Raw genomic sequence first — 3,631 nt, 5'->3', positions numbered from 1 at the left:
AAAAGAACATCTCTCGGCTATTTGTTCTCTGGTGATCAATCAGCGTATTGGTATTCACATTAACCCGTACATCTTTTACCGAGTTATCCATTGCGAATACCGTGACCGGCAGTTGCACTTCCTCCCCCGGACTCAACACTCGTGGCAGTGTACCAAGTACCATCAGCGGTTTACTAACTGTTGCGGTGGTATCGGCACTACCGTAAGCACCTTCGTAGGCAGCTACCACCATCACCCGCACCGAACCCACGTAATTGGGCAGTGTGAACGTGTGCTCGTTTGCTTCGTCATCATCCAGATAAAAGGGGCCTAGAAATTTTACTACTGGGCTAAAGCGATTAGCCTTACGGTCGCTTACTTCTGCTAGAGAAGCATCGCCTCCCACCGCTAAAATCCGCTCCAACTCACCGCCGTAAGCCCCAATTACGTAGTCGTACAAATCCCAGGTCTTTACTCCTAAGGCTTCCCGAGCGTAGAAATAGGTGTGTGGCTGAGGGGTCGTAAAGTTAGTTATATCCAACAACCCTTCGTCTACTACGGCTACCGTATACGCCATCTCTCGCTCATTAGCTTCAGAAATTTCTATGGTCATCTCACCTTCCGGTTCCAGCTCGGTAGAAATCTTAATGACTGGCTGAAGAAGGGTTTCAGGATTTTCTACGTTGAGGTTAATTGCCCCGTACATTCGAATGGGCAGATCGTTGGCAGTCTGCCTGTGGGGTTGCAGCATGGTTACGTTTGCGTACACATTCGGCACCATTTCTTCAGTTACCTCAAAAGTAAATACGGCACTACTATCGCTGGCTACGTCGCTTTCTTCCACCTCCAGCCAATGGGTTTCCAGAATTTGACTACCGTTTTCTAAGCTTATTAAAAAGCGGCTGCCAGCCTGAGCAGGTAAGTGCAGCATAGCTTCTTCTTCTACCTGATACGTATCTTTATCGGAGGAAAAGGTGAGCATTGTGGCTCCATCCGGCTTATCTTCTCCTTCGCGTGCGTAAGGTGAATCCAGATAAACGATTTTTCCGGTACAATGTCCTGATACTGGATCACACACGCGAAATAGGTATCTTCCCCAAGAATCGTCGGCTACTTTTAGCTGCCAGGTAGCCATTCCATCCGGGGCATCAATTACATCCGATTGTACTGGTTTACGGTAGGTGTTGTTTACGTACTGCGCTAATGACCGATCTGACTGATCCCACCACCACCGCCACTCTAGTTCGTACAGACTCACCTCCAGGTTATCTCGGGATATTGAACTGCCGGAAGCGTCAACGACCACTACATCAACCGAGTGAGTAGTATTGGCGTTTAGCGAACCACCCCAGCCTTGTCCTTCGGGTAGTTTCATGCCAACGTAGGAGCGGTACGGATAATAAGGTAACGTTTGTTGATCGGTGCTGAAGTTACCGCCTTCTTCAAAGACTTTCCCAATAAACGTTGCATCTAACGTACCGGGGGGTGATCCTTCGGTAGATAGGTCTACCCGAAATGATACGTTTCCTTCAGAATTCACTCTTCCATCGAATACTTCCCTTCTTTCTTGCTCAAAATCGGTGGCTGGATCATCGAAGTGGTAACTGGGGTACTGAGCGAAAGTAGTAGATCGGGGCGTTAACAGTAGCTCGTACTGCGCCTTTAAATTGCGAGCGGTTGCCCCGTTAAGCCAAGCCACCGATAAGTCGGCGGTTACTTGCTGATCTCGAGCCGTTAGGCGGGAAGTGCCAAAATCAAGATCAGCCCGCAGGCGGTTGGGTTTGACCGTTTCTATCCGGGTTGTTTTAGTGAAGACCGCACCACCAACCGTTACTTTCGCCAGCCAATTGCCCGTAGGTGCATCGGCGGCGGTAGCCGTGCTGAAATTATAAATCCCCTCCACTCCATCGGTGCGAACAATTCGCTGTATGGTCTGTCCCTGGGGATTGGATAGCTCAAAGACTACCGGATGGTTGCGGGGTAAACGTTCTGCCCGGTCTTCTAAAATAAAGTTGAGATGCAATGAGTCGCCCGGTCGCCATACGCCCCGGTCGCCGTACAAGAGCCCCTTTATTCCTTCGGCTACCGACTGACCCGCCACATCGAAATTACTGAGGGAGAGCGCCGTGCCATCATCTAATCGCAAATAGCTCTTTTGCCCGTTTTCTTCAGCCACTGCCAAAAATGGTTGTTTATCTACTGTAACCTGCCACCATCCGTCACCGTCGGTACTTCCTTCGGCTAATACTTGCTGTTGAAGATCTAACAATTTGATATTTACCCCTGATTGAGGTTCGGTAGTTTGCAAATTGGTCGCTGCAAGACGATACTGGTGATCGCCTTCTTTCTTGGCGATGAGTCCTAAATTCGATACTAACAAGTTTTTCCGTATGCTGCGCCGCCCCCCGTAGTAAGAAGGCGAGCAAGGATTATCGCGTTCTTCCCAATTATAGTTGCGGGTATAGTAATAGTCTCCGTAGCTTTCTCGAAACATACGATCCGAGTCACCCCAATTGTCGGTAGTAAAAGGCGAATAACTTTCGATTTGATTTGCTTGATTCCCGCAGTCGTTGGTAGTTTGGTGCTGCCGGAACCCGATGATCACTTGATACATTGCTCCCGGCTCGGCGGCTACCAGCTTTTGTAAATCTAGTGTAAAGCGGTTCCACTTACCCAAATCCGTAACGCCTGATCCGTTAAGCGAGATCTCCTGCTGGGCTACGGGTTGGCCTACCCGCCTTAGTTCTTGCTGACCATCGTACTGGTTCACTTGAAAAAACTGAGCGATGTTTTCCTCGAAAATACGTACCACCGTTACGTCTACCGATTTAAGGTTAACTGCTTCAAACGGTAGTACCATTCCTTGGGTGGTTGGCAGGATAACTCCGGCTTGTTGCAATCGCACCGCTGGCTTTACTTCTTCAAATTCCACATCTAATTCTACGGAAGACGGGAAAGGTTTTCCCTCCGTATTTCGGATACCTTCGTTAACCGTAATCCTTCTTGCTCCGGTTAGGCGGTTAGCCGAATACACTTTCACAATGTTTCTATCTAAAACAAAACGAAGCTCCCCCTCTTCTTTTTCTTTTTGGTTTAGCTGAACCAGACCGGTTAACGATTGGCTGGGCTGAAGTGGATCGGAGAAGCGTAGTTCCAAGTATTGTTCAGAATCTTCTACTACCCGATAATTGAGAAGTTCAAATGCAGAACGAGAGGGTACGTCTACTGTAAAAGATGGGGACTTCGGAAGAGATAAGGGACCACCGGAGCTTTGTATGGTGATGGCAGATTGGCTCTCCTGACGAACTACCTCATCAACTATAAAAGCATGGCTACGATTATCAGCAGCGTGTTCCCACCGAATAGAAAGGGAGCGATCTGCTTGTTGAGCGGTTAGCATCTGCTCAACCGCCGTAGCCGAAGCAGCATCAGCGGTAAGTAATGTGCCGTGTAGTTCCTGTTTTACTAACTCGTCTTCAGCCTGGGCAGTCAAACCAATAAGTTCTACCGAGTAGTTCTGTCGGATTATCTGAAAGCTAAAAGCAAATGATTCAAACGCATCGGGCACTTCTAGCACTTCTTCCAAATCAAAGTTCGCTTGATAACGCTGCCCACTGAGTAGGGGCACTTCGGGTAGAAACTCAATAGTACG

At 48.6% G+C, this 3,631-nt stretch carries 1 protein-coding gene; it reads right to left on the bottom strand.

Translation table 11 applies throughout. The annotated features are described in order from the left end of the window. Positions 1 to 3,631: alpha-2-macroglobulin family protein (locus tag WBA23_RS08685; RefSeq protein WP_424581882.1), on the bottom strand; the 3,631-nt coding region annotated here is incomplete at both ends.

It is taken from the genome of Tunicatimonas sp. (assembly GCF_049647865.1).
In the GTDB taxonomy this organism is placed as follows: Bacteria; Bacteroidota; Bacteroidia; order Cytophagales; family Cyclobacteriaceae; genus Tunicatimonas.
The sequence above is the reverse complement of the archived record's forward strand: the minus strand, read 5'-3'. Positions and strand labels throughout refer to the sequence as shown.